Raw genomic sequence first — 23484 nt, forward strand, 5'->3', positions numbered from 1 at the left:
ACCAATGATGCGCCTGCGCCTTGCCATTCTTGATGACTACCAGTCCGTCGCCCTGGACTATGCGCCGTGGGAACAGCTTGCGGCGGACGGCGTCGAGGTCACAGTCTTCACCCAGCCATTTCGGGATGACGTCCACACAGTCTCGAGCCTGCGGGACTTCGACGTCGTCATCGCCATGCGGGAACGGACCGCCTTCGGCCGCGAACGGCTGCGGCAGCTGCCCGGACTGAAGCTGCTGGTGACCACCGGGATGGCCAACCAGTCCATTGATCTCCAGGCGGCCGAGGAACAGGGCATCATGGTGTGCGGAACCGGAGGTTCGCCGGCAGCCGCCCCGGAACTGACCTGGGCACTGTTGCTTGCATTCGCCCGCAGCATTCCGTTCGAGGACCGACGCCTGCGCGCCGGCCGCTGGCAGTCCACGGTCGGCTTTGAGCTGGCCGGCAAGACCCTGGGGGTGCTGGGCCTGGGCAAAATCGGGACCCGTATCGCCGCTTACGGCCAGGCTTTTGGGATGGACGTCATCGCCTGGAGCCCCAATCTCACCGACGAGGCAGCCTTGCAGGCCGGCGCCCGGAGAGTGGGCAAGGACGCACTCTTCCGGGAATCGGACGTGGTGTCGGTGCATGTGCGTCTTTCGGACCGCTCCCGCGGAGTCGTAGGCGAGGACGAACTCCGCCTCCTGGGGCCAACAGGGGTTCTGGTCAACACCGCCCGCGGCCCCCTTGTCGACGAGGACGCCCTGGTCCGCGGACTGACGGACGGCTGGCTGGGCGGCGCCGCCCTGGACGTCTACGACGTCGAACCGCTGCCCGCCGGGCATCGACTGCTGTCCGCACCCCGGACCGTTCTGTCTCCGCATCTGGGGTACGTCACGGAGCAAAGCTACCGTCAGTTCTACGGCGGTGCCTTCGAAGACGTGCAGGCCTGGCTCCAAGGCAGCCCGATGCGCCTGCTGACGCCCACCGGTACGCACCGGACGGGGCCTTCGGTGTGAGTGCACTGCAGGCTGATTCAGGCTCCTCACGGAACTGACTCATCCATGACGGAAGGACGACGATGTCCACGGACCTGCCCGCCGACCCCCTGAGATTGTCCGGGCGGACCGACGTCCGCGCCGCCCTGCTCGGCGGCAAGACCTTCCGGAGCCTGAGTGAGCAGGAGAGGTTCGAGCGGGCCAGGCAAACGCTGGGTTTCTTCCTCGCTCCTGCAGTGGCGACCACGTTCGCACTCCTGCCGGTGCCGATGGACCGGACGCAGCAGTTGCTGGCTGCGGTTCTGCTGGGCGTGATCATCCTGTGGATCTGTGAACCGGTGCCGATCCCCGTGGGTGGCCGCCGTCGTGGTCCTCGGCGTGGCCCCGGCCAGTGAGGTCCTGGCCGCGTTCGGCTCGACGACGATCTTCACCTTCATCGGCGCGTTCATCCTCGCCCTGGCGATGCTCAAGCACGGCATCGCGCAACGGCTCGCTTTTGCCGTATTTTCCCTCCCGGGCGTGGCCACATCCACCTACCGGGTGATCATCGCCTTCGGCGTCATCCGGCCGGTAGCAGACGACGCCGGCACTTCGCGGCTTTCGCGGGCAAAAAGGAACGCCCGCCCGGGTTACCCCGGACGGGCGTTTCTGCTGCCACTGGCAGCTGATTGTCCGCTCAGCTGGATTCCGAGTAGGCGGGGCGGCGGTCAGTTGCCGGGTGCTTGGGCGTGTGGTGGCCGTATTCGGCCAGATCCTCGTCGATGTCCGTGACCTCGTCGATGTGGATGGGGTCCTCTGCCGGCATCGGTTCCACAACCTCGCCGTTGAAGACCCGGCGGGCCCGGTCCGCGTCCAGGGTGCGGTCCCACCAGGCGATAAACAGTGTCGCGACGGCGTTGCCGGTGAAGTTCACCAGGGCCCGGCATTCGGACATGAACTTGTCGATCCCGAAGATGAGCATGATGCCTGCGGCGGGGATGGTGCCGATCGTGGTCAGCGTGGCGGTCAGGGCGATGAAGCCGCCGCCGGCGACGCCGGCCGCGCCCTTGGAGGTCAGCAGCATGACGGCGAGGAGGCCGAGCTGCTGGCCGATGGTCAGGTCGGTGTTGGTGGCCTGGGCGATGTAGAGGGCAGCCAGCGAGAGGTAGATGGCGGCGCCGTCGAGGTTGAAGCTGTAGCCGGTGGGGACCACAAGCCCGACGGTTTCCTTCTTGACGCCGGCGTGCTCGAGCTTGCGCATCAGGCCGGGGAGGGCCGGTTCGGCAGTGGAGGTGCCGAGGATGAGCATGTACTCCTCTTTGAGGTGACGGATCATCTTGAAGATGTTCAGCTTCAGGAAGGCCATGACGGAACCGAGGACCACCACAACGAAGAGGATGGAGGTGACGTAGAACAGGGCGATCAGCCCGCCCATGCTGGTGAGCGAGGAGACGCCGTACTTGCCGACAGCGAAGGCCATGGCACCGAAGGCGCCCAGCGGGGCAGCCTTCATGATGAAGCCCAGGATCTTGAACATCACGCCGGTCAGGCGCTGCACGCCGTCCAGGACCGGGGCGCCGACCTTGCCCATGGCGTTCAGGGCGATGCCGAAGACGACGGCGATGAAGATGATCTGGAGGATGTCACCTTCCACGAAGGGGCCGACGATGCTGTTGGGGATGATGTGGGTGAGGAACTGCCACCACTCCTGGTGCTGGCCGGCGTCGATGAGCTTGGCGGCGGACTCGGTGGTCTTGATGGTGCTGGCGTCAGCGTTGACGCCTTCACCAAGGCGGAAGATGTTGATGGCGACGAGGCCGAAGATCATCGCGAAGATGGTGCCGACCTGGAAGTACGTGAGGGCTTTCAGCCCGGTCATGCCAACCTTTTTCAGGTCCGCGACGCTGGCGATGCCGCCCACGATGGTCAGGAACACGATCGGGCCGATGAGCATCTTCATCGAGTTGACGAAGGTGGTGCCGATGGGTTCCATGGCGATGCCGGCGGACGGTGCGAGCCAGCCGACGAGAATGCCGACGAGAATGGCGGTCAGTACCCAGAAGTACAGCTGCTTGTACCAGCGTGTCCTGGGGGCCGGCTGCGTCTTGGCTGGGACAGCCGAGCCGGCGGTAGTGATGTGGTCCATGATTCCTACCTCGTTGTGGAATGTAACTGGAGGGTGCTTGATGAATGGGAGCACGACGGAGTGGACGGCGGCGGTGTGTTGAACCGCCGTCCACTCCGGGCTATGTACTGACCGCCCGGTTTGTCCCGGCTGGTCGCGCGTTCCGGCTAGACGGCGGCCAGGGTGTGGGTGAGGGCCTTGATGATTGCCTCGGTGACGTCATCGGTGTTGGCTTCGCCGCCGACGTCGCGGGTCAGGTACCCCGCAGCTGTGGTCTGTTCGATGGCGGCCTCGACCAGGCGGGCTTCCTCGTGCAGGCCGAAGTGGTCCAGCATCAGGGCCGCACTGGCGATCGCACCGATCGGGTTGCTGATGCCCTTGCCCGCAATGTCAGGGGCGGAGCCGTGGACCGGTTCGAACATGGACGGGAAGCGGCGTTCCGGGTTCAGGTTGGCGCTGGCTGCCAGGCCCAGGCTGCCGGCCAGGGCCGAGCCCAGATCGGACAGGATGTCGGCGTTCAGGTTTGAGGCCACGACGACGGACAGGTCCTCGGGGTGCAGGATGAACTTCGCGCTCATGGCATCGACCAGGACGCTTTCAGTCGCCACGTCCGGGTAGTCCAGGGCCACGCGCTGGAACGTTTCGTCCCAGAGGACCATGCCGTACTGCTGGGCGTTGGACTTCGTCACGGACGAGACCTTCTTGACCGTCCGGGTCCGGGCGAGGTCGAACGCGAAGCGCATGATGCGCTCGCAGCCCTTTTCGGTGAACAGAGCGGTCTGCAGGGCGACCTCGTTGCCGGGGCCGCGGCCGCTCAGGTTGCGTCCGCCCAGTCCGGCGTATTCGCCTTCGCTGTTCTCGCGGACAACAATCCAGTCCAGCTCGGTGTTGTCGGCCTTGCGGAGCGGGGACTGGATGCCCGGGAGGAATTTCACGGGGCGGATGTTGGCCCACTGGTCAAAGTTCTGCGTGATGTTCAGGCGCAGGCCCCAGAGGCTGATGTGGTCCGGGACGTTCTCCCAGCCGACGGCGCCGAAGTAGATAGCGTCGAAGTCCTTCAGGGTTTCAAGGCCCTGGGGATCCATCATCTGGCCGGTCTTTTCGTAGTAGCCGCAGCCCCACGGGAACTCGGTCCACTCGAATGCGAACTTGCCGCCGGAGTTCTCTGCCAGCGCGTCCAGGACGCGGCGGCCGGCGGAGACGACCTCCTTGCCGACGCCGTCTGCGGGGATTGAAGCGATGCTGAATTTCTGGGTGGCGCTCATGTGCCTACCTCCTCGTTGAGTCTGTTAGCAGCGTCACACTGCCTTCCTCTTCAAGTAGACGGCCAGCCCCTATCGGGCGTCCAAGACCAAGATACGATCCGGCAAATAGGTTCAGCCTATCGATCTTCCATCGATTGCCCCGCTAGCGCCCTTTCCGGTGCCCAAAAGGGCGCTAGCGGAGCAATGGATCGGGCTTGTCATGTGCGTGCAGCTCCGCCACTTTCAGGAACGCCCGGGCCGCCGGCGTCAGGTCTTCCTTCCGGCTCAGGATGGCAACATCGAGGTGGGACACGGGTTCGATGAGCACCGTGCGCAGCCCGGCCTTGTGCGCGGTGGGCGCCCAGGAGGAGGGCATCACGGCATGACCAACTCCGGCGAGCACCAGCGGCAGGATGGAGGTCCTGTGGGCCACCTCGACGACGATCTCCGTGTTGACGCCGTGCGCCAGCGCATCGTCCACCAGCCACCGCATCAGGGATCCACGCTGGCTGGCGATCAGCCGGTGCCCGCCGAGGTCCTCCCGCTGGATGGACGTTCCCGGGCTGAAGGTGTCGGCCTGGGGGTTCACGATCAGGATCAGCGGCTGGCGCTCCAGCTCGAGGACCTGCACGCCCGGGACCCTGATGGGCGTCGAGGAGCCGGCAAGACCGATTTCGGTGCTCCCCGTGCGGACGGATTCGATGACTTCCTCGGGCGTGAACGCGGCGCTGACGTTGAGCCGGACCGAGGGGTGGAGCCTGGTGAACCCGGCGATCATTGAGGTGAGCGGCTCAATCCCGGGCGAGGGCATGGTGATGATGTCCAGGCGGCCGCTGCGCACCCCCCGTAGCGCCTGTACCGCGGACTGCGCGGCATCGAGGTCGCGCATCACGAGGCGGGCCGGCCCGACGAGTTCCTTGCCTGCTTCGCTGAGGACCGCCCGGCGGCCGACGCGGTGGAAGAGCGGCACGCCGAGGTCCTTCTCCAGCCCCGCGATGGTCTGGGACAGCGAAGGTTGGGCGATCAGCAGGTGTTCTGCCGCGCGGCTGAATCCGTCATGGTCAACAACGGCCAGGAAATACTTCAGCTTCCGCGTATCCACGCCAGCCCCTTCGCGATTCGGTCCTTGGGCTTCCCGCGTAACGGCCCGACGGGAGCCATGCGTGCCGCCCTGAAGCATAGATAGCCTACGCCTATGACAGAATCAACGCAGCGTCCAAGCCGGCCCCGCTGACGCATTCGGAGAGGGGGCCCGCCCCGTAACTGCAAGGAGCCCCGTGAGCAGCCCGATCCAACCCCACAGCGAACATGATGGGGGCTCCGTGGCACCCGCCGCCATTGCCCCGGCCTATCCGCAGCTGCGGCTCAACAGCGACGCCCTCGAAAACAACATCCGGGTGATGGCGTCCTGGTGCCAGGAACGGCATGTGGACCTCGTGCCGCACGTGAAGACAACCATGTCCGCGCCGATCATAGCCCGGCAGGTGGCTGCCGGGGCGGTGGGCGTAACCGTGGCCACGGTGGACCAAGCCGCTTCTGCTCTCGCCTGGGGACACCGGCATGTCCTTATCGCCAATCAGGTCGTCGACCGGTTGGGCCTGACACGCCTCCGCAGCTGGCTGGAGGAAGATTCGGGGCGGGAAATCCGTTGCTTCGTGGACTCTGCTGCCGGAGTCGGGGCGGCAGCCCAGGTCTTCGACGCCAAAGCGGGAGCCGCCCTTGAAGTGCTTCTCGACGTGGGAACGCCGGGCGGGCGCACAGGGATCCGCAGCCTCCAGGAAGCTGTCCGCATCGCTGAGCTGGTCCGCGCAGCGCCCGGACTCCGGCTCGTTGGCGTTGCCGGCTACGAAGGCGTCGTGCCCAACAGCAGGGCCGAAGAGACGATCGCGGCCGTTGACCGGCACTGCCGGCTGGTGCGGGACGTGTATCTGGAAGTCGCCCGGTTTTATGAGACGCCGACGCCCATCTACTCCATGGGCGGGTCAGCTTTCCCGGACCGCGTGGCGGAATACCTCCCGGATGACAGCCAGGTCCCCGGAACACGGAGGATCGTCCGATCCGGCTGCTACGTCACCCACGATCACGGCACGTACGCCAGCGTCAGTCCCGTGCCCGGCCTCCTCCCGGCGCTGACGGTCCGCGCCGTCGTGCTGTCCACCCCCGAAGACGGGATGGCCGTCGTCGGCGCCGGCAAGCGGGATCTTCCCTACGACGCCGGCCTGCCGGTGGTCCTGTCGGTACAGACTGCTGACGGCGCACCGAAGGTCGGTGCAACCGCTGTGGTGCGCAATCTCTTCGACCATCACACGGTCCTCACCGGGGTGAACGGCCTGGACGTCACGGATGTGGTGGACTTCGGGATATCCCACCCCTGCTCCGCGTTCGACCGCTGGCCCGAATACGTCGTCACCGACGGAAGCGGTCAGGAAATTGGTGTGTGGCACACGGATTTCCACCGGTCGTCCCTTGTTGCGGCCCACGGGTGAGCCACGGCAGGAATGCCGAGTGTCCGGCCCGGTAGTCACCGGGCGGTGAGGCCGCCCAGGTTCCGGTATTTCGCCAGCCGCTGCGGCAGCAGTGTGGTGATTCCGGCGTTGGACAGGGTGGCGAGTTCGTATTCGATGGCCTGTCCAATCCGCTGGCAGAACGCTTTTGCCTCGAGGGAGGCGTCGGGGCGTTCGTCGACGATGTGTTCGACGAGTCCGTTGGCGTGCAGGGATGCGACGTTGACGCCCTGGGTTTCGGACATGGCGGGCGCGAAGTCGGTGTTCCGGTGGACGATGGCGCTGGCGCCTTCAGGCGGGAGCGGGGAGAGCCAGGCATGCTGGGCTGCGATGGTGCGGTCCGCGGGCAGGAGGGCCAGTGCCCCGCCGCCGGCGCCTTGGCCGAGCAGCACGGACACGGTGGGGGAGGTCAGCCCGATGAGATCGTGCAGGGACCGGGCGATCTCGCCGGCGAGCCCTCCTTCTTCGGCTTCCTTGGAGAGTGCCGCGCCGCCGGTGTCGATGACGGTCAGCAGCGGCAGTCCGAGTTCCTCGGCCAGGCGCATGCCGCGCCGGGCCTCACGGAGGGACGCCGGTCCCATCGCCGTCTGCTGCGAGGGCCGGGGCCGGGTGTGGCCGATGACCACGCAGGATTCCTGGCCGAAGCGTGCCAGGGCAAGCTGCAGGCCGGGATCCTTTTCCCCCTGTCCGGTGCCGTTGAGCGGCAGCACATCCCGGGCACCGTAGGCGAGCAGCTGGCGCAGGTCCGGCCGCCGCGGGTTCCGGGAGATTCCGATCGATTCCCAGGCGCCGGCGTCGGACGGTTTGACCGACAGGGTCCTCGGCGGCGCGGGCCGCGGGTGCGGGCCGGTGACCAGGATGCCCAGGGCGCGGTCGACGACGTCGGACAGTTGCGAGGGCGGGACCACCGCGTCGATCAGGCCCCTGTCGAAGAGGTTTTCGGCGACCTGGACGTTCTCCGGAAACGGCGTGCCATGCAGGGCTTCGTAGACGCGCGGTCCGAGGAAGCCGAGCAGGGCACCGGGCTCGGCCACGGTGATGTGGCCGAGGGATCCCCACGACGCCATGACCCCTCCCGTGGTGGGGTGCCGCAGGTAGACGAGGTAGGGCAGTCCGGCCTGGCGGTGCAGGCGGACGGCCGCGCTGATTTTCACCATGGACAGGAAGGCGATGGTTCCCTCCTGCATGCGGGTACCGCCCGACGCCGGACCGGCCAGCAGCGGCAGGCCTTCCCGGGTTGCCCGTTCGACGGCGGTGACGATGCGTTCCGCTGCGGCGAGGCCGATGGAACCGGCGAGGAAACGGAATTCGCTGACGATCACGGCCACGCGCCGGCCGCGGATGAGGCCTTCGCCGGTGAGGACGGATTCGTCCACGCCGGTTTTAGCGCGGGCGGCCGTCAGTTCCTGCCGGTACTCCGGGCCGGGATCGGGGTCAACCACCGGGGCGTCCCAGCTCCGGTAGGAGCCCGGGTCGAGTACGGCGGTGATGAGTTCGGCGGCGTCCAGGTGCCTTGCCTTTTGTTCAGTCAGCATGGTCAGCGCCTTTCCTGTCCCGCCGCGGCAGGGCCGACGCTGGCGCCGGCGGGAAGCAGGCCGAGCCACTGCCGGATCTGCTCCCCGTCCTGGTCCAGCAGCGGCGGGGCGGTGTGCGTTTTCAGTGTGGTTTCCGCGGTGTCGGCGGCGCTGAAGAACCGCAGCGGCGGTCCGGGCAGGCTCACGGTGCCCAGGATCCTGTGGTCGACGTCGATCACGAGCCCCTGTGAGTGGACCTGCTCCCAGGCGTAGACCTCGTCCAGGGTGCGGACCTTGCCGGCCGGGATGCCGGCCTCGTTGAGTTTGGCGAGCAGCGGCTCGGCCTCGAAGTCGGCGAAGGCCTGCTCGACCTCTTCGATGACCTTCTCGCGGTTGCGCACCCGGTCCGCGTTGGTGGCGAATTCCGGCCGGGCGGCGTCGATTCCAAAGGTGGATGCGAACGTGTTCCAGAGCTTTTCGCTGCCCACGCTGATCTGCACACGGCCCTGCCGGCAGTGGAACAGTCCGTAGGGGGCGATGGAAGGGTGGTGGTTGCCCTGGGCCTTGGGCGTTTCGCCGGCGACGGTGGCCCTGGTGCCTTGGAAAGCGTGCACTCCGATGAGGGCCGCGAGCAGTGACGTGCGGACGGTCTGCCCCTGCCCGGTCCGCTCGCGCTGCAGCAGCGCGGCGAGGGCGCCGAACGCCCCGTACATGCCGGACAGCAGATCGGCGATGGGAACGCCCACCCGCTGGGGATCGTCCGGGCCGGAGCCGGTCAGGGACATCAGCCCGGCTTCGCCCTGCAGGATCTGGTCGTAGCCGCTGCGGCGGGATTCCGGCCCGTCATGCCCGAAGCCGGTGATGGACAGGATGACCAATGCCGGGTTCAGCGCGTGCATTTCCGCCGCGGAAAAACCGAGACGGTCCAGGACGCCGGTGCGGAAGTTCTCGATGACGACGTCGGCGCGTTCGAGGAGTTCGCGCAGGACGGTCCGGCCGTCGTCGCTCTTCAGGTCCAGGGCGATGGATTCCTTGTTGCGGTTGCAGGACAGGAAGTATGTGGCCTGGGGGTCGTCCTCGGGGCCGACAAACGGGGGACCCCAGCCGCGGGTATCGTCTCCCGTGCCCGGATTTTCGACCTTGATGACCCTGGCGCCGAGGTCAGCCAGCATCATCCCGGCGTGCGGGCCGGCCAGGGCACGGCTCAGGTCCACGACGAGGTAGCCCGCGAGCGGACCATCGGTGCGGAGGGCGGATTCAGTGCTGGTCATGGGGTTCCTTCGTTGTTTGTTGTTGCCTGCGATGAAGTTCATGAGGGGGATGCCTAGAGCCAGCCCGGGACCACCATGACCAGCCAGGCGACAGCGGGTCCGGCAACAACGACGATGCCGCTGTAAGCCAGGATCTGCTTGTAGAACCTGTCCTTGTCCACGTCCTCGTGCGCGTTGGCCAGCACCAGGGCGCCGTTGGTGGAGAACGGGGAAACGTCCACGATCGTGGAGGCCACAGCCAGTGCGGCGATAACCCCGACGGCGCCGACTTCCCCGGTGGCCAGGAACGGCACCGCCAAGGGAATGAGGGCCGCGAGGATGGCGGTGGAGGAAGCGAAGGCCGAAACCACGGCGCCGATGTAGCAGATCAGCAGGGCCGCCAGCAGCGGCATACCCAGCTGGGCCACGCCGTCGGACACGAACTTGATGGTGCCGGCTTCTTCGAGCACTCCCACGAAGGTGAGCATGCCGCAGAGGAGTAGGACGGTGGACCAGCTGATCTTGTTGACGGCGCCCTTCTGGGCCGCCGGGGAAACGAGGGCAAGGACCATGGCAATGGTGATGGAGACGAAGCCGACGTCCACCTTGAACCCCAGGGAGATCACGGCGAGGGCGATCAGGCCAAGAACGGTGACGAGCTGGGGAACGGAGGCGCGGGCGTTGGTTCCCGACGGCCCGTTGGCCGCCCGTTCGCCGGCCCCGGAGGAAATGTCCGCACCCGAGCCCTGCAGGGTTACGCCGGCCGCGCGGGCACCAACGCTGACGGACATGCGCTTTTCGGCGGCCTGCTCCATGAGGCGTCCGCCCCCGGAAGACCGGAGCTTGTTGCCGCCGAGAACAATGAACAGCACCAGCGCGATGGCGAGGTTGAAGATGAAGCTCGCCAGGAAGATCGCCATGGGGCTGGCTTCCAGTTCCGTCTTGGCAATAATGCCGTTGACAGTAACGCCGTAGACGGCGATCGGGGAGAAACCGCCGGCCTGGGCACCGTGGATCACCATCATGCCCATCATGAGCGGGTTGATCTTGTGCCTGGCCGCGAAGCTGAGCGCGATCGGCGCGATGATGGCGACGGCGGCGGGGGAGAGGGCGCCGACCGCCGTGATGACCGCGGTGATGGCGAACATGATCCAGGGGATGAGCGACACCTTGCTGCCCACCAACCGAACGGCGCCCCGAACGAGGAGGTCGATGGTGCCGTTGTTCTGCGCGATGGCGAACAGGTACGTGACCCCGACGATGGTCAGGAACAGGCCACCCGGGAAGTTGGCAAGGATGTCGGTGGTGGACATTCCCAGCACGACCGAGCCCAACAGGAATGCGCCCACGAAGGCCAAGGCCCCCATGTTGAGCGGGAGCACTGTGGCCAGCAGGAACATCACCGCCAGGATGATGATGGACAGGACGGGAGCGGACATCTTTGTTCCTCCGGATCAGACGATGGGAAGCCAATTGGCTTAGTGGCCTAGCCTCCTAGACACTAGGTGTCTTTGTCAATAGTTCTCCGGTAGGCTTGGGCCAGATTCCTGCCGAAAGGACGCGCATGCCAAAGCAGACAGCGACGCTCAAGATCTCCCGCGTTTCGCGGCCCCGCCTCTATGAGCAGCTCGTGGAGCAGATCATGGACTTCATCGAGTCCGCCCAGCTGGCTCCCGGGGACACTTTGCCGGCGGAGCGTGAGCTCGCCGAGCGGCTGGGAGTTTCGCGGGCAACGCTGGCCCAGGCGCTGGTGGCCCTGGAGGTGCTCGGCGTTATCGACGTCCAGCACGGCACAGGAGCGGTGCTGGTCTACCGACCCAACGTCCCGTCCGTCATCAAAGGCCTGCGTGAGCACCGCAGTCGGCTGCCCGAAATTGTGGAGGCGCGAAGCACGTTGGAGGTCAAGCTTGCCGAGCTGGCTGCTGCCAGACGCAGCGACGGGGACATGAAAGCCATTGACAAAGCCCTCGATGCGATGGCGGAGGAGGTTGCCTCAGGGGCCAGGGGCGCGCACGGCGATGAGCTGTTCCACCAGGCCGTGACCGCCGCAGCGCATTCTGCGGTGCTGGCCCAGCTGATGACGTTCATCGCCGGAATGGTCCTGGAAACACGCCTTGAGTCGCTCGGACAGCCGGGGCGCCCGGAGCAGTCCCTTGCATCCCACCGCAAGATCGCGGACGCCATCCGTGCCCAGGATTCCGCCGGTGCTGCCGCGGCAATGCTGGAGCACATTGACCTCGTCTCCGATGTTGCCCTGCTGAAGAACGCATAAGTCTCACCCGGTCCGGTACTGCCCAATCAGCGCGGCTGCGTCTCGGTGAGGGGTCGAAAACTTCATGAAGGAAGTCATATTTCGACCGAGTTACTTGAAACATCAAAAGTAACACCCCCCACCCGCCGCGAACCGAATGCTGAGGCCACGAGATGACCGTTGTGTCCGAGACCATCATGCCTCCGGCGTCGTCAGTATCGGCGGCAGCCGTGCGCAGCAGGGTTACAGTGCCGCTGCGCTTTCCCGATGGCTACATGTCCACTGCGGAAGTGTTGACGTTCCACGGTCTGGCCGACGGCAAGGAACATCTCCTGCTTGCTTTGGGGGCCTGGGAGCAGGCGCTGCCGGATCCGGCGTCGGCAAGTGCGGGTCCGCTGGTCCGGCTGCACAGCGAATGCATGACCGGCGACGTATTTGGCAGCCAGCGCTGTGACTGCGGGCCGCAACTGCGGGAAGCGGTGGAAGAAATTACGGCCGCCGGCGGTGCCACCACCGTCCGCCTGCTCACCAACAACCCCGACAAAGCCGCCCAGCTCACCGCTCTGGGCATCGAAATCACGGAACAGGTACCCACAAGGGTCCACCTTTCGCTGGCCAATCACCGCTACCTGGCCGCCAAGCGGGACCACACCGCGCACACCCTCAACCTTCCGATGGCGGCTGGAAACGCGGCTGGAAACCGACAGGACCACGCATGATCGCCTTGCCCGCCGGCGTCGCCACCGATTGGGGAACTGCAGCGGCGGCCGCTGTCCCAAGCCACGACGAGATGCTTGCCCGGGTGGACGCGCTCATTCCCCACCTGTGGGAGCGCGCTGAGGAGACTGAGCGCATTCGCCGCATTCCGGAATCCACGATGGGGGACCTGAAGGACGCCGGCGTCTTCCGGGCGCTCTCGCCGAAGTCGGTCGGGGGATACGGAATGGGAGTGGAAACGTACGCGGAGGTGGTGCGCCGGCTCGCCAGGGGATGCCCCTCGACGGCATGGACCGCCGGGCATCTCATCGAGCACGTCTGGATGCTCGCCCGGTGGCCCCGGGAGGTTCAAAACGAGGTATTCGCCAGCGGGCCGGCACCTCTGGCCGCCGCCACCGGAGCTCCCGTAGGGCTGGCCGATAAGGTCGCGGGAGGATATCGTATCTCGGGCCGTTGGACCTTTGCATCGGGAGTGATGCACTCGCAGTGGGCCCTCCTGGCCGTGGAGCACCGGGACGTCCGCCTGCAGTGCCTCGTAGCGGTGTCGGACGTGGAGTTGCTGGACGTTTGGCACACGGCCGGGCTCAGGGGCACCGGCAGCAACGACATCCAGGCCGTGGAGCTATTTGTACCGGAGTATCGAACCATCGACTGGGCGATTCTGAGCGCCGCCGACAACCCCGGCAGCCGGATCCATCAGGATCCGATCGTCCACACGCCCATGGCCACCCTGCTGAACATGGTGGCCCCCGCGGCGGCCCTGGGGGCCGCCGAGCACGCCGTCGAATTGTTCCGTGAGGGGGTGTTGGTGCGCAAAGTCAAAACACCCTGGAGGGCCGCCAAGCGGATTCTCCGCTCGCCCAGGCCAGGTTCTCGCAAGCATACGGACTTGTTGCCACGGCACGGTTGCAGTGGGAAGAAGCAATCCGGGTGGAATGCCGGAGGAGGAGCGCGCCAAGTACCGGCTCGCCCTCGCTTTCAGTGGCGAGGCGTCGGCGGGCGCGGTTCGTCTCATCATGGCCGGATCGGGAGGAAGCGCCCACCGGCTGTCGCATCCACTTCAGCGGATCCAGCGCGACGTCGATGTACTGCTCAACCATCCAACATTGGCGATGGACCCGATTCTCGTACAGGCGGGCCGCGGTCTCTTGGGCCTCGGCGTCACTATTCCCGCGTTCTAAGGGCGACAAGTGCGGAAAGCCGGCGGGGTTGAAGGGTGCCCCGGCCGGGCGTAGAGTCCATCGAACCACGGAAGCGAGGTGTCGATCATGGGGCAGCTGATTGTCCAGGAATTCGTTACCGCAGACGGGTTTGCCGCCAACGCCAACAACGAATTTAAGGCGTACGAAATGCTCGAAGGCGGCACCGCCGAATTCGACCGCAGCCAGTTGAGCTGGCTCGATACCGTCCACGCGATGGTTCTCGGGGCATCCACCTACCGGATGTTCGTCGAATTCTGGCCCACTCCGGCATCCGACGGCGAGATCATTGCGCCGGCACTCAACGCGCTGCCCCGCTTTGTGTTCTCCCGGCAGCTGAGGAACGCGCCGTGGGGCGACTTTCCCGAGGCGACCATCGAATCCGGGGATGCGGTTGAGGCGATCCGCCGCATCAAGGGCGAAATCGACGGCACCATAGTGCTCTGGGGCAGCCTCACCCTGAGCCAGGCGTTCTTTGAGGCCGGTGAAGTTGACGGCGTTCGGCTCGTGGTCATGCCCATCGCCATTGGCGAAGGCCGGGGCGTGTTCCCAGCCGGCCAGGATCCTACGCTCCTCAGCCTGCTGAGCGCGAATACATACGATACCGGGCTGATTGAGCTCGAATATTCCCTCGGCTCCGGCCGATCGGTAGCCCCTATGTCTCCTACTTAAAGTGGAGGGTGATCAACAGGACGACCGCGGCCGAGGTGACCTCGGGTCAGTGCTACAACGGAGAAAGGCAGATCAACAGTTGTCCGCAGGCGATTACGCTCTGGAGCTAACGACCGAGCAGGACAACTATGGTACCTTCAACCTGAGGACTAGCTATGTACTCCCATGACGCCCGGGTGGTTGTTGATTCCGATGCCTTGATTGCCCGCGGGTGGGGGCAATACTGCGGTGAGTTCGGTGTTCTTTTTGTTCCCAAGGATCCTGCCTCAGTTGGCAGTGAGGCAATCCGCACATCGCTTGCTGTGGTCCGAATTGGTGACCATGGGAGCCAACGTCTAACGGTTGCGCCTGTCCTCAAAGGCTTCGCCATCCTCCTCAATCCGGTGCCTTCGCGTAAAGCCCTCCTGACGCTGCTATCGGGGATTCGGGATTCGCTTGAACTGTCCGGCTTCGAGGGTGTCTTGAGGGTGGGCGAGGACCAATTGACGAAGTGGAGACTAACGGACATCGTGCCCTCGTTCACGGTGGTGGTTTGCGTCAGTTCGGCCGTCCTGCCGATGTCAGAGCCGCCAGAGTATGCTTTACGGCCTCCGGAATCGGGTCTCTGGCAGACTGAGTCATCGGCTTTCATATCCCTCGCGGACCAAGCAGCGGCCCTGGCCAGAAACGAAGGCGACGGCCGGTGTCTCGTGGCCTCCGGGATGCTCAGCGCAGCCTGTCGGCCGGACCAGGTAGCAGCGTTTCTGAGGGCGGCGTGCAGCAGTATTGGTGAGGCTCTCCTTGAGATCCCTACGTCGGACGGCCGATGGATTCGATGCGTATTCGGCCTGGACGGGTACTTCCTCGTACACGAAACCATCGATGGCCAGCCGTGGAAGACTGCGCTGGCGGTGTCTGTCGGCAGGCTTCACCAACTGGCGCCGCTTGTTGATTACGGCTTCATTCGGCGTTCAGATTTCTTGGCGGGGTCCCTAAGCGAAGCCGTCGACTACGGACGGTCCAGGCCGCAACACCTCGTCCGGACGTACGCGGACAGCCATCACGTCCTCAAAGAAGCTGTCCCCGACATCTTCGGGGTACAGATCTTCGGGCCCAAACGCCCGACACTCCTTCCGCCTGGCGATTGGGATGTGGACGACCTTGCGGAGGGGCGGAAGCTTGTGAGTAGCAAGCGGATGGAGGACTGGTACGGAGACGATCTTTCTGTCGAGTCTGTACAGCAGCACGCGCGCAACGCGAACACAGCCGTCCTATATACCTTTGAGCGCTGGCTGGAACGTAATCTCCGAGCTCATGCTCACCACAAAACCATGATGTAAGTGGGCGCCCATCCCGAGGCACTAGATGGGTTAGCTGCCGATGTCTCTCCGCGAGCATCCATGCGCGATCAGGTTCCGGTTGACGGACGCTCGGAAGTCAATGCCTCTCTTGGCTGCAGGATTCCTTCTGTGGTGTGGTCAGGACCAAAGCTGAAGGAGCCTGATCCATGGATGGATGTCACCGGCGAGGACGACCGTTCCGCTCCGTGCGGCTGTGGTTCAGGGAGAGGTTCCCGGCGTTCGAGGTCTCCGGCCGGCGGAGCATAGGGGGAACTGGCCGGTACCGTGGGGCGACGGTTCATATAGGGCCGCTGGGAGCGAGGCGCCGAGCTGGGGGCGCACTTGGAGCACGACTTCGACCTCACGTGCACGCGTGTGCGCTGACGAGGACCCTCAGCACCACCTCACCTAGACGATAGTGGCCGCGTTGGGATCGTGCACAAAGAGCCATTGTGCGCCAACGGTCTGCGCCCACGATCCCACGCTGCTGACCACAACACCGAGCCAAAGCCAGAAGAAGGCACGGCGCCTGAATGAGGCCCACGGGGACACCCTGCCTGCCTGTTCAGTCTGCGTTGTCACGACCTAGAGATTTGTCATCCGCTCGGCGGCTTCGTTGTAGCGTCCGCCCGCCACCTGGATTCTGGATGCGGCCTCCTCGATCTCCCCGAGTTCCCCTGCCGTCAGTTCGACGTCGGCAGCACCGATGTTCTCCTCCAGCCGGTGGAGTTTCCGCGTGCCGGGGATCGGGACGATCCAGGGCTTGCGCGCCAGGAGCCAGGCCAGCGCGATCTGGCCGGGGGTGGCGCCTTTGCGTTGGGCGAGGCCAGCGAGCAGGTCGACGACGGCTTCGTTGTGCCGGAGCGCTTCGGGCGCGAACCGGGGAATGGTGCTGCGGATGTCATTGCCGGCGTCGAAAGTGGTTGCGGCGGTAATGGTGCCGGTGAGGAAGCCTTTGCCGAGCGGACTGTACGGCACGAAGCCGATCCCCAGTTCCTCGCACGCCGCCAGGACCTCCAGTTCGGGGCGCCGCCACCACAATGAGTACTCACTCTGGACGGCCGTGACCGGCTGGACCGCATGGGCCCGGCGGATTGTCCCGGCGGCGGCTTCGGACATCCCGAAGTGCTTCACCTTGCCGGCTTCGATGAGCTCCTTGACCGCACCGGCGACGTCCTCGATGGGTACGTCCGGGTCGACGCGGTGCTGATAGTAGAGGTCGATGGCGTCTACGCCCAGCCGCCTTAGGGAGCCCTCGACAACGCGCTTGATGACGTCGGGACGGCTGTCCACCCCGCCGCCGGGCCTGCGTTCGATCGGATCGATGTCCCATCCGAACTTCGTGGCGATCACAACCTTGCCCCGGTACGGGGCGAGCGCCTCGCCGACGAGTTCCTCGTTGGCGTAGGGACCGTAGATTTCGGCGGTGTCGAAGAACGTCACGCCGCGCTCCACGGCGGTTCGGATCAGGGAGACCATTTCCTGGCGGTCCGGCCTGTCGCTGTAACCGCCGGTCATGCTCATGCAGCCCAGCCCGATGGCGGAGACCTCCAGGCCGCTGGTACCTAAAGTGCGCTTATCCATTGCTCGTGCTCCTGTCGCTCTGCTGGCTGTTGCCCTGGTTGGCGGAGCCGCCTAATCAAGATCACCACGCCGGGCCCGGGCGCGGGAGGGCCTGCTGTTCCACGTACTGCCAGACCACCCTTCAGCAGCCACCGCCGCGAAGGGTGTACTGGCAGGACCTCCCGCCGACGCGTCCCCGGAACGTAGCCTGAAGGCATGGATGGTCAAAGCGATGTACGTGAATTCCTCCGATCCCGCCGGGCCAAAGTGACGCCTGAACAAGTCAACCTGATCGTGGGCACCAACCGGCGCGTGCCCGGCCTGCGCCGGGAAGAAGTCGCAACCCTGGCCTCCGTCAGTGTGGACTACTACGCCCGGCTGGAGCGCGGGAACCTCACCGGGGTTTCGGACGAGGTGTTGGAAGCCATTGCCCACGCACTGCGGCTGGACGAAGCCGAAACCGCCCATCTCTTCGACCTGGCCCGGGCCGCGCAGCAGCGGCCGGCCCGCCGTCGTCGTCCGGCGCCGCCGGAACAGGTGCGCCCCGTCCTGCAGCGGTTCCTGGACGCCGTCACGGGCGCCCCTGCCTGGATCCGCAACGATCGGATGGACTTCATTGCCTCCAACGCCCTTGGCCGTGCGCTCTACGCGCCGATCCTGGCTGATCCGGTGCGGCCTGCCAACAGTGCCCGCTTCGTGTTCCTCAACCCGGAGTCGCACTCCTTTTACCCTCATTGGGAGCAGGTAGCGAACGACGTCGTCGCCATCCTCCGCAGCTACGCCGGCCAGCGGCCGCACGACAAGAACCTCACCGACCTGATCGGGGAACTCGCCACCCGGAGTGACGAATTCCGCACGCGCTGGGCCGCCCACAACGTCCGGTTCCACCGCACCGGCGTGAAGCAGCTTTACCACCCGGCGGTGGGGGACCTTGAACTCACGTACGAAGTCATGGAACTGCCGGCCAACCCGGGCTGGACCATGTTCGCCTACACCGCCGAACCCGGTTCTGCCAGTGACGAGCGCCTGAAACTGCTCGCAAGTTGGGCCGCGACCACCGCCGGCGAACAGCCCGTCCCAGCGTCGGAAAGGACGCCCTAGGGAGGCATTAGGGGCAGGTTGACGCCCGCGGGCTGCGAACTTTATTGGCCCGCACCCGGCAGGAACTGACGGTTCCTGATCCGTGATTCGCCGAACCGAATTGCAAGGGGTTCAATTTCCCAGACTCCGCCGCCCCGCGTTTTCGGGCTGCCCACGGCGACGTGTGGTGTCCAGTGCGGGGACCGGAAGCCCAGGGCACGTGAGCTGAGGATGAAGTCGTCCACACTGTCCACCAGCAACCCGTCCAGGAGTTCGTAGAGGGCCTGCACCAGGGAGACCTGATAGTTATGCACGTGCTCCGGGACGGTGACGTCCAGCCCGGCCACGCTGCCACCGCCCAGGGTGATCAGCCGTTCAGCGCTTCCGGAAAAGCCATCCAGCACGGGCAGCCCCTGCACCCAGGCTGAGGCGCCGCGGGCGGCAGCGGCAACACTCGTAACGCCCTTGGTCCATTCCGAGACGTCCCGGGCGAAATCGGCCAGGACCCCGAGATGCAGCAGGGTCAGGTGCAGTCCCCGCGGCCTGCGCAGGCCGCGGACATAGCTGCCAAGTGCCTCGTAGTCCGAGGGGCCGGATCCGATGCTGAGCACCGGCGATTCCACCGTGATGCGCGGAATTGTCTCCATTCCGGCCCCTCCTGACCGCGCTGACATTTGGCTCTGGATGCCATTATCCGCCGAGGGTCGCCAGTACGCCCACGAGCCGGGTCACACGGCGAGTGGCCGCAAGCCGTCCAGCAGGGGAGTCGTGGGCCGCCCGGCGAGCCGTGCGAGGTCGCCGGTGGTCAGGGCAAGGGCATCCTCCCGGATGCTTCCGTCCAGGGCGGCAAGGAAACCGGCGGTTGCCGGGTCGAGGCCTGCAGCCTCCAGTGCGCTGGCGTGCTCTGTCGAACTCACGGAGTCATAGCTGACGGTGCGCCCCAGAACGGTGGAGAAGGCTGACGCCAGCTCCTCGTAGGTCCAGGCGTAGTCCCCGGACAGTTCGTAGACCCGGCCCTCATGCCCCGGGGTGGTCAGGACGGCGGCGATGGCAGCGGCGTAGTCAGCGCGGGTGGCGCTCGCCACGCGCCCCTCGCCGGCGCTCCCCAGGAGCGTTCCGGTCTCGCGCGCCGTGGCCAGCGCAGCAGCATAGTTCTCCGTGTACCACCCGTTGCGCAGGAAGGTGAACGGAAGGCCGCTGGCACGGATGTACTCCTCGGCCTTCACATGGTCCGGGGCAAGAATGATCGGCGTGCTGTCAGCCGCCAGCACGCTGGTGTACAGGATGTGGGCAACGTTGGCCCGCACGGCCGCGTCGATGACGGTCTCATGCTGTGCTGTGCGGTTCTGGATATCGTTGCCGGAAATCAGCAGCAGGGTGTCACCTTCGCTCAACGCCGAGTCAACGCTGGCCGGATCGTTGTAGTCGACCGATGCGGTCCTGACGCCGAGTCCCGCCAGGTCCGCAAGCTGTTCGGCAGACCTACCGCCGGCGACGATTTCCCCGGCCGGTACGCCGCGTTGCAGCAATTCCCCGACGACGAGTCGTCCCAGCTGGCCGGTGGCTCCCGCAATAACGATGGACATGTGATTCTCCTTGATTATCGGGCGCCCGGATCGGCGCCTTCCGTAATGGCCAACCTGCCCCGAACGGGAACAATTCCGTCTCCCGATCACGCACTTTGAAGTGCAATAGGCACCTTCAGGTAAGCAATGGAGAATGATTTTGCCGGATCACCCGGTCTTCAGGAGATGGACGGACAGCAGGTCTCCGGTGGTGCAATCCGGCTTCGCATGGACGGCGAAAACCAGCCGGCCGCCGTCGTGGAGCTGATCGGGGATGGCGAAGTCGGTTACCACTTCGTCGCCGTCCCGCCCGGACCTGACCGGGTCCGCCAGCACAGACCCGTTGAGCCGAAGGTCGTGCCCGCGGCCCTCGACGGCCCGGAACCGGACGCGCAGCAGGGTTGCCAGGGCGGCGGGATCCGACAGGGTGTAGGAGAACCATCCCGTTGCGCTGCGCCAGTGGATTCCCTCCCGGCCGGCGGCCCGGGTGGACTCACCGGTGAAGGCATGATCTGCCTCGGGCTGCTGTTCCCCTGCCACCACGGCGTCGATGATTTCACCCTGCGCGGCGGCTGCCTCGTCCAGTGCCGAAAGCTCCGCGAGACGCTCCCGGGCCGGGCCGGCGGGCCAGTAGACCGTGTACCGCTCGTCATGGATGCCGGCGAACGGTTCCAGCAGGACTGTGCGAACACTTCCATCGGCGTCCACCGCGGTGAGTTCCGCGATGATCGCGGACCGGTCGCGGAGCACCACGGCGTCCAGCGGTTCAGGTCCGGCCACTACCGGCGTGCCAGCCAGGGGAAGCAGCGTACCCGAGGCGACGTGCCCCATCCGATCGTCGGGAGCCTCAAAGCTCCCGACGCCGTCGTCCCCGGCCCGTGCAGCCAGCACCACCGGCCCGTACAGGAAAGACACCCACGGTGAGCCGTCCGGCAACATTTCGGCGCGCAGCTCCATCTCCAGCCGGACGGTGACGACTGTGGTGCCTTCCCACAGGCGGCGGACGGAAACATAAGTACTGCGGGACGTCCCGCAGTCGGACGCTGACACGGCAGTCCCGGCGTCGACAGGTGACCCATCGACGTCGACCTCCATCTCCGGGGACCAGGCCGGTCGGCGCAACCGGATCGTCGCCTCGGTGGGCGTGGCGGCGATGATGCGCAGGGTGGCAACGCCGGAACAGGGAAAAGCGGTCTCAAGCCGGACGGTGAGGCCCCGATCTGCCCACGCCAGCTCGGAGGCTGCGTAGAGGTTGACGGACAGCGCGTCGCCGTCGTGGCTGTAGATCAGTTCGCCGTAGCGGGCGTGGTTTTCCAGGCCCGACCCGACGCAGCACCACATCGATTCCTGGGTGCGGGAGTAGACGCGGTAGTGTGCCGGCCGCATGGGCGTGAAATAGACGAAGCCGCCGCGCCCGGGGTGCTGGGAAGACAGGATGTGGTTGTAAGTGGCGCGTTCGTAGAAATCGATTGCCGCAGGATCGCCGGTGCGTTCGAAGCGGAGCCGGGCCAGCTTGAGCATGTTGTAGGTGTTGCAGGTTTCCGGACCCTGCGCATCCAGGATCATGGGGGAGAAATCGGCAGAGGGGTGGAAGTGCTCCCGCACGCTGTTCCCGCCGATGGAGACCGTCCGGCGGGAGACCACAGTGTTCCAGAAGGAGTCGGCCGCTTCGGCGGACGGCGTCTCTCCCGTGGCGGCGGCGAGGCGTGCATAGCCGACCACTTTGGGGATCTGGGTGTTCGCATGCAGGCCGTCCAGCTCGTCGCGGCCTTCCGTCAAGGGGACCAGGAGCGAGAGGTGGGAGAAACGGCGTGCCTCCGCCCAATGGTCCGCGCGGCAGGTGATGCCGGCCAGGATGGCGAAGGCATCGTTCAGCCCGCCGAATTCGGTGCGCAGGACCTCTTCGAATATGTGGTCCGGGATGTGGCTGGAGACGCCGAGCCACCAGCCCGCAAGGGCCGTGGCGATGGCCAGGGCACGCCCGGAGGCCGCGTGGGTGTAGGCATCCAGGAGACCGGCAAACGTTTTGTGCAGGTTGTACAGCGGGACCCACCGCCCGTTCAGGGTGAACAGGTCCGCATCCACCGTCCCGGCCGCAAGTTCCTCTCCCAGGGCGCGTCCGCCAGGGACCCCGCCTACGTAGCCGTCCCCGCCGGCGGTCTGGCAGCGCCAGAACACCTCCACAAGGTGTTCGAGGCGGTCCAGCAGCCGGCTGTCGCCTGTGGCCGCATAGAGCTGGGCACAGGCAGACAGATAGTGGCCGCCGATGTGCCCGCCCATGCCGTCGGATTCCCAGCTCCCGTAGGGTTGGGCGGTCGGCTCCAGGCCGGCCTCCAGCAGGTACGGGGCGCTCAGCCTGTCGGCGTCGAGCGCCAAAACGTAACGGATGCTGGCGTCCTGGGCCGTTTTGAAGTCTCCGTCGAGGAGACGAACGCTGTCCAAGGAAAAGGCCGACGTCGGGAGAGCACTGTTGTTAGCGCTAACAGGAGGCATCCCTGAACAGTAGGTGGCGGAGACTTTTCCTGTCAATGGGACTCTGCGGGAGCTAATGCCTGGCCGGCCGCTGAGCGAGGATAACTGCCTGGGGCGACTTCTCGCGGGGGCCGGGTTCACGTGACATCTGGGCAACCATGGTGAATCCGGCGTCGGTCAGGCGTTCGATGACGGCCGCGGGCGGGAAGAGCTGGGCGTCCATGGACACGTCATGCCCGTAGGCGCGGGTTATATGTCTAGGGCCGTCGCCCACCTGGAAACTGATCATTGCATAGCCTCCGGGCGTGAGGACCCGGAAGAACTCGGTGAACACGCCCGAGAGATCGCCGGGGGCCAAATGGATGACTGAGTACCAGGCGAAAACTCCGCCCAAGTGCATATCCGGATAGGGAAGGTTCCTGAGCTCAGCCACTTCGAAACGGAGGCCGGGATACGTCCGCCGGGCCACCTCAACCATGCCGGCGGAGACATCGATTCCTGACACGTCGACTCCCAGGCGGGACAGCAACCCGGCCATCCGGCCCGCACCGCAGCCCGCGTCAAGCACGGGCCCGGAATTTCCTTCCTTCACGTAGCCGGCGAAAGCCTCGATCATCCCGCGGTCCGCCGGTGTTTCGAAACCGGCATCCGGAAGCAATTTCGCATAACTCTCAGCGACCGTGTCATAGGCCGAACGGACGTTGGGGAGGCGAACATCATGCATCCGGCAAGGCTACCGCGGGGTGGTGAGTTCAGTTCCCGCCGGCGTTGGGATACGGACGATCACCGGGAGCCGGGGCGGGGGCACGCAGTCCTTGCTGGACTATTTGCACCTGCTGAGCGTAGTGAGTTTGCGGACGGAAGACCTCGTCAGCAATTCCCAACATGCCACCGGTAGCACCGCGCCACAGGCCGCTGCGCCGGTTCCGCCGCGAAACCCAGTACCAGAGGCACGCAATCAGGGCCGGCCAACCCAGCACGACTACCAGCACAATGAGCAGATCCATGATGCAACTCTAGCCCGCGGGCTAATCATCCTTTGCGCAAAGACATC

The 23484-nt window shown here is 65.8% G+C and carries 22 protein-coding genes and 1 pseudogene; 10 read left to right on the plus strand and 13 right to left on the minus strand.

The window, feature by feature from the left end:
• The first annotated feature begins 7 nt into the window (after positions 1-7).
• Positions 8-997, plus strand: coding sequence for a D-2-hydroxyacid dehydrogenase family protein (locus AB0N24_RS05330; RefSeq protein ID WP_364121641.1), 990 nt, complete (start codon positions 8-10; stop codon positions 995-997).
• A 62-nt stretch (positions 998-1059) separates the two neighbouring features.
• Positions 1060-1371 carry a hypothetical protein gene (locus AB0N24_RS05335; RefSeq protein ID WP_364121430.1) on the plus strand — a complete coding sequence of 104 codons (312 nt, stop codon included), beginning with the start codon at positions 1060-1062 and terminating at the stop codon, positions 1369-1371.
• Between the two features lie 281 nt (positions 1372-1652).
• On the opposite strand, the gene dctA is transcribed toward AB0N24_RS05335, so the two are convergent.
• From dctA to AB0N24_RS05350, 3 genes are all read right to left on the minus strand, one after another.
• A complete protein-coding gene (gene dctA / locus AB0N24_RS05340; protein WP_364121433.1) occupies positions 1653-3101 on the minus strand; it encodes a C4-dicarboxylate transporter DctA in 1449 nt (482 codons plus the stop codon).
• 146 nt (positions 3102-3247) lie between these two features.
• Positions 3248-4345, minus strand: coding sequence for a tartrate dehydrogenase (locus tag AB0N24_RS05345; protein WP_364121436.1), 1098 nt, complete (start codon positions 4343-4345; stop codon positions 3248-3250).
• Positions 4346-4517: 172 nt separating this feature from the next.
• Entirely contained in the window at positions 4518-5426 is a 909-nt protein-coding gene (locus AB0N24_RS05350) for a LysR family transcriptional regulator (protein WP_364121439.1), read from the minus strand.
• A 175-nt stretch (positions 5427-5601) separates the two neighbouring features.
• On the opposite strand from AB0N24_RS05350, the gene AB0N24_RS05355 reads away from it, so the two are divergent.
• Positions 5602-6810: an alanine racemase gene (locus tag AB0N24_RS05355; protein ID WP_364121442.1), complete on the plus strand. Its 1209-nt coding sequence runs from the start codon at positions 5602-5604 to the stop codon at positions 6808-6810.
• Between the two features lie 35 nt (positions 6811-6845).
• Here AB0N24_RS05355 and AB0N24_RS05360 read toward each other — a convergent pair whose 3' ends face one another.
• Genes AB0N24_RS05360 through AB0N24_RS05370 form a run of 3 tightly spaced genes read right to left on the minus strand, consistent with a single transcriptional unit; the run spans position 6846 to position 11031 of the window.
• Positions 6846-8363 (minus strand): carboxyl transferase domain-containing protein, encoded by a 1518-nt coding sequence (locus AB0N24_RS05360; RefSeq protein WP_364121444.1) that lies wholly within the window; start codon positions 8361-8363, stop codon positions 6846-6848.
• A 2-nt stretch (positions 8364-8365) separates the two neighbouring features.
• The gene (locus AB0N24_RS05365) at positions 8366-9613 is read right to left on the minus strand and encodes a CoA transferase (RefSeq protein ID WP_364121446.1); all 1248 of its coding nucleotides are present in this window, start codon (positions 9611-9613) and stop codon (positions 8366-8368) included.
• Between the two features lie 53 nt (positions 9614-9666).
• Positions 9667-11031, minus strand: coding sequence for an SLC13 family permease (locus tag AB0N24_RS05370; protein WP_364121449.1), 1365 nt, complete (start codon positions 11029-11031; stop codon positions 9667-9669).
• Positions 11032-11156: 125 nt separating this feature from the next.
• Between AB0N24_RS05370 and AB0N24_RS05375 the strand changes: the two genes are divergently transcribed.
• From AB0N24_RS05375 to AB0N24_RS05400, 6 genes and pseudogenes are all read left to right on the plus strand, one after another.
• Positions 11157-11864 (plus strand): FadR/GntR family transcriptional regulator, encoded by a 708-nt coding sequence (locus AB0N24_RS05375; protein WP_214951280.1) that lies wholly within the window; start codon positions 11157-11159, stop codon positions 11862-11864.
• A gap of 152 nt (positions 11865-12016) precedes the next feature.
• Positions 12017-12562, plus strand: coding sequence for a GTP cyclohydrolase (locus AB0N24_RS05380; protein WP_364121453.1), 546 nt, complete (start codon positions 12017-12019; stop codon positions 12560-12562).
• Positions 12563-12720: 158 nt separating this feature from the next.
• Positions 12721-12858, plus strand: a pseudogene (locus AB0N24_RS05385) (acyl-CoA dehydrogenase family protein); the annotation flags it as partial.
• 637 nt (positions 12859-13495) lie between these two features.
• Positions 13496-13741: a hypothetical protein gene (locus AB0N24_RS05390; RefSeq protein WP_364121456.1), complete on the plus strand. Its 246-nt coding sequence runs from the start codon at positions 13496-13498 to the stop codon at positions 13739-13741.
• A gap of 87 nt (positions 13742-13828) precedes the next feature.
• The gene (locus AB0N24_RS05395) at positions 13829-14431 is read left to right on the plus strand and encodes a dihydrofolate reductase family protein (protein WP_364121458.1); all 603 of its coding nucleotides are present in this window, start codon (positions 13829-13831) and stop codon (positions 14429-14431) included.
• Positions 14432-14586: 155 nt separating this feature from the next.
• Positions 14587-15750: a hypothetical protein gene (locus tag AB0N24_RS05400; RefSeq protein ID WP_364121461.1), complete on the plus strand. Its 1164-nt coding sequence runs from the start codon at positions 14587-14589 to the stop codon at positions 15748-15750.
• 408 nt (positions 15751-16158) lie between these two features.
• On the opposite strand, the gene AB0N24_RS05405 is transcribed toward AB0N24_RS05400, so the two are convergent.
• A complete protein-coding gene (locus AB0N24_RS05405; protein ID WP_364121464.1) occupies positions 16159-16332 on the minus strand; it encodes an MFS transporter in 174 nt (57 codons plus the stop codon).
• 3 nt (positions 16333-16335) lie between these two features.
• Positions 16336-17334: an aldo/keto reductase gene (locus AB0N24_RS05410; RefSeq protein WP_364121467.1), complete on the minus strand. Its 999-nt coding sequence runs from the start codon at positions 17332-17334 to the stop codon at positions 16336-16338.
• Between the two features lie 195 nt (positions 17335-17529).
• Here AB0N24_RS05410 and AB0N24_RS05415 point away from each other — a divergent pair, with 195 nt between their 5' ends.
• Positions 17530-18414: a helix-turn-helix transcriptional regulator gene (locus AB0N24_RS05415; protein ID WP_364121470.1), complete on the plus strand. Its 885-nt coding sequence runs from the start codon at positions 17530-17532 to the stop codon at positions 18412-18414.
• A gap of 41 nt (positions 18415-18455) precedes the next feature.
• Here AB0N24_RS05415 and AB0N24_RS05420 read toward each other — a convergent pair whose 3' ends face one another.
• From AB0N24_RS05420 to AB0N24_RS05440, 5 genes are all read right to left on the minus strand, one after another.
• The gene (locus AB0N24_RS05420; RefSeq protein WP_364121473.1) at positions 18456-19040 is read right to left on the minus strand and encodes a hypothetical protein; all 585 of its coding nucleotides are present in this window, start codon (positions 19038-19040) and stop codon (positions 18456-18458) included.
• A gap of 81 nt (positions 19041-19121) precedes the next feature.
• Positions 19122-19979 carry an SDR family oxidoreductase gene (locus AB0N24_RS05425; protein WP_364121476.1) on the minus strand — a complete coding sequence of 286 codons (858 nt, stop codon included), beginning with the start codon at positions 19977-19979 and terminating at the stop codon, positions 19122-19124.
• A 147-nt stretch (positions 19980-20126) separates the two neighbouring features.
• Positions 20127-22400 (minus strand): beta-L-arabinofuranosidase domain-containing protein, encoded by a 2274-nt coding sequence (locus AB0N24_RS05430; protein ID WP_364121479.1) that lies wholly within the window; start codon positions 22398-22400, stop codon positions 20127-20129.
• A 103-nt stretch (positions 22401-22503) separates the two neighbouring features.
• Positions 22504-23154: a methyltransferase domain-containing protein gene (locus AB0N24_RS05435; protein WP_364121480.1), complete on the minus strand. Its 651-nt coding sequence runs from the start codon at positions 23152-23154 to the stop codon at positions 22504-22506.
• Positions 23155-23182: 28 nt separating this feature from the next.
• Positions 23183-23437, minus strand: a complete 255-nt coding sequence (locus AB0N24_RS05440) for a hypothetical protein (protein WP_364121482.1) — start codon at positions 23435-23437, stop codon at positions 23183-23185.
• Positions 23438-23484 lie beyond the last annotated feature (47 nt).

The sequence above is a fragment of the Arthrobacter sp. NPDC093128 genome, from assembly GCF_040683875.1.
Classification (GTDB): domain Bacteria; phylum Actinomycetota; class Actinomycetes; order Actinomycetales; family Micrococcaceae; genus Arthrobacter.